General features: G+C 41.1%; 6 protein-coding genes. 2 read left to right on the plus strand and 4 right to left on the minus strand.

Going from position 1 to position 7,744, the window contains the following annotated elements; translation table 11 throughout:
• Together DP116_RS18830 and DP116_RS18835 are read left to right on the plus strand one after the other, a co-directional pair.
• The coding region (locus DP116_RS18830; RefSeq protein WP_246275697.1) for a beta-barrel domain-containing protein at positions 1–1,006 on the plus strand (1,006 nt) is incomplete at its 5' end.
• Positions 1,007–1,050: 44 nt separating this feature from the next.
• Complete coding sequence (locus DP116_RS18835; RefSeq protein WP_169156633.1) at positions 1,051–1,788, plus strand: peptidylprolyl isomerase; 738 nt, start codon at positions 1,051–1,053, stop codon at positions 1,786–1,788.
• Positions 1,789–1,988: 200 nt separating this feature from the next.
• Here DP116_RS18835 and DP116_RS18840 read toward each other — a convergent pair whose 3' ends face one another.
• The 4 genes from DP116_RS18840 to DP116_RS28650 form a co-directional block, all read right to left on the minus strand.
• Entirely contained in the window at positions 1,989–2,210 is a 222-nt protein-coding gene (locus DP116_RS18840) for a hypothetical protein (RefSeq protein ID WP_169156624.1), read from the minus strand.
• A gap of 397 nt (positions 2,211–2,607) precedes the next feature.
• Positions 2,608–3,543 (minus strand): trypsin-like serine peptidase, encoded by a 936-nt coding sequence (locus DP116_RS18845; RefSeq protein ID WP_169156630.1) that lies wholly within the window; start codon positions 3,541–3,543, stop codon positions 2,608–2,610.
• A 78-nt stretch (positions 3,544–3,621) separates the two neighbouring features.
• Positions 3,622–7,188 (minus strand): CHAT domain-containing tetratricopeptide repeat protein, encoded by a 3,567-nt coding sequence (locus tag DP116_RS18850; protein WP_246275698.1) that lies wholly within the window; start codon positions 7,186–7,188, stop codon positions 3,622–3,624.
• Between the two features lie 359 nt (positions 7,189–7,547).
• On the minus strand, positions 7,548–7,744 hold a 197-nt coding region (locus DP116_RS28650), incomplete at its 5' end, for a hypothetical protein (protein WP_211173379.1).

A 7,744-nucleotide genomic window follows, 5' to 3' on the forward strand; every position in this document is an offset into this window, starting at 1 on the left:
GGCTCAAATTGAGCAAGCGCAGCAGAATTTTAGTGCTCTCAAAAATTCTTATGAACTACAAAAAGAAGAAAAACTGACACAAGTCAACCAGGCAAGAGAAACTGTTGAGTCTAGTCAAACAGCAAGTAAGTTTGTAGAGAGTGGTTTAGCAAGTGCCCAGCAGGAGGTGAAACGCTATAGACAGTTAAGTCAAGAAGGGATTGTTGCAGAAGTTAATGTTGTACAAAAGCAAGACATGGCAAACGAAAGGCAAAAGTCGTTTGCACAAAGTCAATCAGAGATTTCGCAAGCGAAACTACGCTTAGCAGAACAACAAAGTCATTATCAGCAGACTATTCGCAAAGCCAAAGCTGAGATTGAACAGGCTTACTTGCGCCTGAAGGAACAGCAAAGAAGTTATCAAACTTTGACTCATTCTGGGAAGCTAGCTGTCTTAAAAAGTGAAGAACAACTGAAGAATCTCGAAACAGAAATGACTACCCTCAAGTCAGAGATTGCTCAAAGTAAAAGTCAAATTCAAAGTTTACAGCTACAGTTAGGGCAAAGAGTCTTAAAATCACCGGTTGCTGGTAGGGTGTTTCAGTTACCAATACAAAGGGCTGGGGCTGTCGTGCAGTCAGGAACAATGATTGCAGAAATTGCTCCAGAAGGTGCGCCTTTAATTATTCGGGCACAGATAACGACAGCCGAGAGTGGTTCATTGCAGAAAAAAATGCCAGTCAAGCTAAAGTTTGATGCTTATCCATTCCAGGATTATGGAGTTGTAGAAGGAGAATTGGTGGAGATTTCTCCTACTACAACAGAGGTGGTAACAGCTAATGGAAAAGTGGCAGCTTATAACTTAGAAATTGCCCTGAAACAGAATTGTATTCCCAAGGCAGATAAATGTATTTCCTTGCGTCCTGGAGATACAGCGACAGCTGAGGTGATTGTACGACAACGTCGGATTATTGATTTTCTGCTCGATCCGTTTCAGCAGTTGCAGAAAGGCAATTTTAAATTATAGAAAGTGCTAGGTTTAAGTTCGTTTACTTAATTGGAATAAATATGATGTTAAATCCTGTTACTATTACCAGTGAAGATGTTCTTCAACAAGTCAAGCTATCTTGTAAAATTCCGGAAATTATCCAAGAGATTGTAACCCGTAAAATTGTTGCAGTTGCTGCTGAGAAGATTGGTATTGAAGTAGAAGATGAAGTACTCCAGAAAACAGCAGATACTTTCCGATTAATAAACAACCTTGGAAGTGCTGAAGAGACATGGCTATGGCTCCAAAAACATCACCTTTCCATTGAAGACTTTGAACAAATCGCATACACCAGCAGCATTTATGGAGAGTTGGTCAAACATCTGTTTGCAGATAAAATTGAACCCTATTTCTTTGAAAACCAACTAGACTATATTGGCGCAGTCATGTACGAAGTTGTCTTAGATGATGAAGATTTGGCAATAGAGCTTTATTACACTATAAAAGAAGGTGAAATGAGCTTTTATGATGTTGCTCACACATATGTCCAGGACACAGAGTTACGCCGAAAATGCGGATATCGGGGGACAGTGTATCGTAAAGATTTAAAGCCAGAAATTTCTGCTGCTGTGTTTGCTGCTAAGCCGCCTCAGCTTCTCAAGCCAATTGTGACGTCTTCAGGAATCAATTTAATTTTTGTGGAAGAAATCGTTCAACCACAATTGGATGATAAACTACGCAATAAAATAACTACAGATTTCTTCTCAGAGTGGCTCAAACAACAAATTGACCAGATGAAAATCATTCCGGACTTATCATAAGATCAACTAGTTCTTTTATGTCCAGATTAATAACAGAGTGTTTACTTTAAGAAAAAACCTGCATCTTACTTGAGTAAGATGCAGGATAAGACTGAGCAATAAATTCAGAAGTAAAGCGAGTGAATGTCATTCTTTATGAAGAAGATTATCACTCAAGCTTTATTTCTCAAATTGATAGAAACGATTAGTGATCTAACTTTTTAGTAGTAGTACCGGTAGTAAGGGTAGTATCCATACCCCCCATAGTTATCTCCAGCTTTACCGTCGCCAATATTAATGTTATTGCCGCTGTTTCCGCCGCCAAGAATAATGGTATTGCCGTTGTTTCCGTCTCCACCTTTTGTTGCATCAAGCTCAGTATTTGATAGCTCATTGATATAGCTGTCAGAGGTTGGCAGTTGAGCAATTGTAATCTTAGCCATTTGAAATGTATTCCTGGTTCAAGTTCTTTGTTTTAGGATTGGACTTTGTCTTGTCTTTTCCTGTTAACTATCTTCTGCTATTTTCTTTAGGTATTCAAGGTTTGAATGACTAGTGAATAGACAAAAAGGATGCAGTTATATCTCGTATAACTCTCATAAATTATGCTAGATGGATCATTGTTTTTATAAACATCTATCGTGTGGCAAAAAGAAGGTTTTTATGACAACATAATGAAAACATTTATGTCTGTTTTACTAGATAAAATTTGTCTGGATATTTAGTTGCTTTGCTGTATTTATAAAGTTTCTTTCATTCGTAACGGGTGGTGATACGCCCAAAAGGAGTGCGATCGCTCCCCACCATCGCACTCCTTTCAAATCCCCTCATTCTTCCTCTCTAATTTCCTCGCAACGCTGGTTGTATACGAGATATTTCAACTGCACGGTTTAATTTCAGTCCGTTAACAGTGTTCCAGCCAGAATGCAAAGCGAGGACATAATAATTACCGCCAATATTGCCGATAATTGCGCCGCCAGAAGCCCCGCCTTTTGTATCGCAGTTGTGGTACAGTAAGTTATCTTTTTGCCGGAGAATGCTGCATCCCAAGTGAACGCCAGCAGTCATCCTTTCTCCAGCTGTAAATTCTTGGTATTCTTTTTTCTTGGGGTTAGGAAAATCAGCAGAATAACCAACTAGGGCAAATTTTTGTGTATCCCCTACAAGGTCGAAGGATGGTAGAGATTTCAAAGGAATAACACCGTATTTTTTCCCAAGAGGTCTGTCAAGTTTGAGAATAGCCCAGTCGTCTACATAATCTGCCAATGTCCCGCTTTTGAAGTCTGTTCCAGCCTTAGCAGTGGTTGCATAGGCGATATCATTTTTATCGCGTACTTGACCGTTAATTAAATTCGGTTTAAAGGCGATCGCCCGACTGACTTTACGAGTATCAGGATTAACTACGCAGTGAGAATTAGTCAACACCAAATCATCAGCTATCAGCGTACCCGTGCAACTGTAGTCTTGACCGTCAGCATCTATTCCTTCAATTTTACCAACCGCTGACCAAGGTTTTTTTCTACTAGTCATCGGGATACGGTCATCTGCGCCAATAATAGCCTGTCTTGCGTCGGGTGGTTCATCAATCTCTTTGACATCACTTGGCGAGACGGGTTTTTTGTCAATGACTAAATTAAAATCTGCAAGATTTGTAACTGTAGTAAACTTCGGCGGTACTGGTTTAGACTGTGCTTGCACAGATAGCGTTGCCCAAACACCTAACAGCATTGTACCCACAAGACCTGCTAAAAAAGGAAGAATAAATTGCCGTTTCATTTGTAGTTCCTCCTAACTCCGAAATTTTGAATGAGCGAATTTTGAATTTTGAACTTTGAATGAGCGAATTTTGAATTGTTACCGCCATTCCCCTTGCAGGGTAAAAGCCGCCCAAGAATAAGGGTTGCGCCACTCCTCCTGCTGCCACATTTCTAGCTGTGCTGCTCTCATTGCTGCTGCTGGAGTTTTGCCCTGTTGCAATATTTCTTTGTAGAATTCGCTCATCAACTTTGATGTTGCTTCATAGTCAACCTTCCACAAAGACACCACAACTCGCGCCGCTCCTGCATACATCAATCCTCTTGTCAAGCCTAATAATCCTTCTCCTTTGACTTCCTTGCCCAGTCCAGTTTCACAGGCACTCAGTACCAACAATTCTGCTGGGTAGTCGAGATTGAATAAATCAGGCAGTTGCAAAAAGCTTTTTTGTTGTTGGTTGCCATTTTTATCTACCTGGGATAGCACTATTCCTGATAATTCTGGGTTAATCTCGTTGAGTATGCCGTGGGTTGCAAAAAGCAGGTAGCGGTATTGACTAAGTTGTGGGTTAGTTGCCCAGGTATAATTAGCATCAAAATCAAAAGCATGTAACCTTTGTGGCTGGGAAACTAGTTTCATAATTTCCTCAGCCTGTTTTCGCGTTCCTTCGATCCGCAAAAAATTGCCTATTTTTATGTCTCTAGTTGCCCTCATTAAGGCAGACTTATCTAGCTCAATTGCAGTCTGCGATGTTTGAGTTGTTGGTTGGTCATTTTTGTTGAGCGCAGGGTTTTTGACAACTCCTGTCACACGTTTATCTGTGTTGCTAAACACTGGATCAGCAAGAATGGCTAGCGTCTTTGGTGCTTTTTGGCGTCCTTTGAGTTCTTGCCGGAGAATGTCAATGGTTGTAGCGGAAGGTAAGCTAACTATTTCGTGGTTGAGTAGCAATGGTTGATAATTTTGTGCGCTAACAGATGATTGTGGCACAGTCAGCACAGTGAAAGGAATGTATTGCAATGCACCATCGGCGACAATTAGCAAGCGTTTTTGACCCAAATCTTTTGCAACAGGAGCAAGGATGAGTTGACTAAGTTGATCGGCGGCTTTTGCTGTTTGTTCTGGGGAAACTTTATTCATCCCAGAGTCACTTAAGAGTTTGCGTAAATCCTCTACTTTTTGCTCTATTTCTTTGCGTCCTGCTAGTTCGTAGCTTTGCACTGAATTAGGAGTCACCGCCCAAAGGTAGCTTCGTTCTTCACCGAGGGAATATTGCAATAGCAACGTGTCTTTATCTAGCTGTTGCTGAATTTGAGGCAAAGTCAGGGGGTTGGGATACTTTAAATTTGCATATTTCGTATTAGTCCTAATTTTTGTTTCTAATTCACGGTATTGGTTCAGAAGATTTGCAATTTCTGTGTTCAGGGTTGCGATTTGTTGTTCGCTGACCTTGATCTTAGATTCAAATAGTGATGCTAACCGTTTCTGTCGCGCTTCCAAAAGAAACTGTAAGCGGCGTTCTTCTGCCAAAAGTTTTGGATCAGCGCCTTTGCGGATATTAGCATGAGCTTCGGTTAATAGTTCTATTAAACTGCGGGCGCGAGAGCGTTCGCTGATGTGCAGCGCTTCTGCATCGTATCCTTTGGACGGGTCTTTTTTGTGCAACCGCATCAACAGGTCGATGTAGAATTGGTAATAATCCTGGACTGTGGCAAAGTAGGAACTACGCAAGTCTTGACTCGTGACTTTGGTACGTATCCCTTCAATAATTTCAGTTGTTTGTTTAATGTAGGTGAGAGCTGCTTGTAAATTACCTCTGTCGCGTTCATTCACAGCAATTTGGTAAAGTGTTGCTGCTTCCTCTGCTTTGTTACCTAAAGTTTTTCTGATGGCGAGTTCTTGATTGTGGTTATCAATCGCTGTTTGATATTGTTTTAAAGAGTTGTATGTTTTACCCATCTGTCTGAGAGCACCGGCTTCTGTATACTTATTTCCTAATTGTTGGATCAAAGATTTTGACTGCTCAAATAATAACAGCGCTTGTTGATAATCTCCCTTTTCCCGGTATATTTTCCCTTGTAAAGCTAAGCCAGCGCTTTCTAAGTGTTTGTCCTTCTGCTGACGCACCATAGAAAGAGACTTGCTGGCATTATTTAGCGCTTTGTCATACTCCTTTAATGACAGGTAAGTTCTTCCCAAATCACCGAATAGAAGTGATGGTTGAACTAGACCTCCGATCTGTTGACTCAGAGACAGCGCTTTGTTGTAATATTCTATAGCTTGAGGATAATCTTTCATTTGATGATAAGCATCACCAATGGAGCTCAGACTGAAAACTTCATTTTTACGATCGCCTAATTGCCGATATAAATCCAGCGCCTGTTGACTAGTGTTAATACTCTGCTGATAGTCGCCTAATGACCTGTAGAGCTTCGCCATATTGCTGAGAGTGTCGGCTTGTCCACCGCGTATTTTTAGTTGACGCTGAATAGTGAGTGCTTGATTGAAGGTATCGAGTGCTTTCTGATACTCACCTTGTGATGCATAGATATCTGCTTGATTGTTGAGTATTTCAGCTTCTTCTACACGGTTGTTAATAGCACGGGCAACGGTAAGCGCTTCCTCTAAGGCATCCAGTGCTTTCCCATACTCCCCAATGAACACCTGGTACAAACTAGATATTTGCCTCAGAGCCGAGATTTCTCGTTGACGAGCTCCTACTTTTTTAGACAGCGAGCGCGCTTGTTGCAAGTAATCAAGCGCTTTCTGATATTCGCCCAATGATCGGTAAGTAGATGCAAAATTCACCAGAATACTTGCTTGAGATAGTCGATCTTGAGGAACTTGTTGTAATAGTCTCTGTGCTTGCTGTAGCTGTTCCAGCGCTTTCTGATTCTCACCTAATGTAGTGTAAACACTGTTCCTAAACTCAAGGACTGTAACCTGTCCAGAGATATCGTTAATTCGGCGGTAGATTTCTAGAGCCTTATCCGACGAGTCAAGAGCATTCTTATTCTCACCCCACTTCCAATATGTTGTACCCATAAACCAATAAGTACTGGCTTGGCTTGGAGGATCATTTTGTTGAAGAGCTAAAGCTTGTTTGTATGCTTGAATTGCTTCTTGGTGCTTATCAAACTGTTCTTCATAGATTTTAGCGATAAACTTCAAAGTATCAGCCTCTTTCTCTGGTTGTTTTTCAGAGCGATACATGGAAAGCGCAAGGTTGAAATTTTCCAAAGCTTTTTGGTTATCATCCATGTTCGAGTATGTTACTCCCAGACCCCAGAGGGTGTCAGCTTCTTGAGATGTCAACTTCTGTTCACGACTAATAGCTAGTGCTAGTTTTTCATATTCCAACGCTTTGTTGTATTCGACTAAAAGCGAGTAGACAGCACCAATATTCTGTAGCACGACTACTTCCAATCTTTTATCGGGTAATTGTCGCGCGAATTTTAATGCTGCTTCATCTTTTTGAATTGCTTGTTGCTTTGATTCTAGAGTCCCCTCATTAGCCAGTTTTATCCCTTCATTCAACAGTTTAAGTCCTTCGTGTTCCAGTTTTTTTTGCTCTGGGGTCAAGGTATTTTCTGGTTTTGTGTTTGACTGCTGTGCTATCTGCAAATTTGCATTTCTTGGTGTTGCTACTACAGAGTCAGATAACAAGACTGCTGTGAGTAATAATGTTAAACTGTAACGAGAAAACTTAGAAAATGAGCAGCAAAAAATACACCGAAGCTTTGCACTCCTGTTCATATTTAAGCCTCAATAATTTATCAATGACAGCGATATTATTGCGAGCGCGAATCCTGATATTGATTGTTTATTTAATTGTTTGAGAGATTCTCTGGAGAATGTAATGTTGATTGTATAACGTTCATTTACGCAAGCCAATATGCGTTTCTGTTTTCGTAACAAAATTACTGAAAATCTTCAGAATCATTGGGAGGCAGAGCCTCTAGATGTGCATTCCCATGCTGAGCATGGGAACGAGAGATTGATTTATTTTCTTTTGAGTAAATAAATTAAATGGGATTTGCCCACGATTCTCGCTTTACCTCACCCCGGTTTTGTCTTGCGCCAAAACCGCCCCTCTCCTTACTAAGGAGAGGGGACGTGATAGCGCAGCGTGGCGTTAGCCATAGCGTAGCTTTACGGTGAATCCAGCGCTGCAGGAGGGTTTCCCTCCGCAGGCGACTGGTGAACCCGAAGGGGGGTGAGG

Source organism: Brasilonema bromeliae SPC951 (assembly GCF_012912135.1).
GTDB classification, from domain to species: domain Bacteria; phylum Cyanobacteriota; class Cyanobacteriia; order Cyanobacteriales; family Nostocaceae; genus Brasilonema; species Brasilonema bromeliae.

Coding starts and splice junctions, on each gene's coding strand:
- DP116_RS18835 (WP_169156633.1), top strand. CDS start 1,051: ATGTTAAATCCTGTTACTATTACCAGTGAAGATGTTCTTCAACAAGTC.
- DP116_RS18840 (WP_169156624.1), bottom strand. CDS start 2,210: ATGGCTAAGATTACAATTGCTCAACTGCCAACCTCTGACAGCTATATC.
- DP116_RS18845 (WP_169156630.1), bottom strand. CDS start 3,543: ATGAAACGGCAATTTATTCTTCCTTTTTTAGCAGGTCTTGTGGGTACA.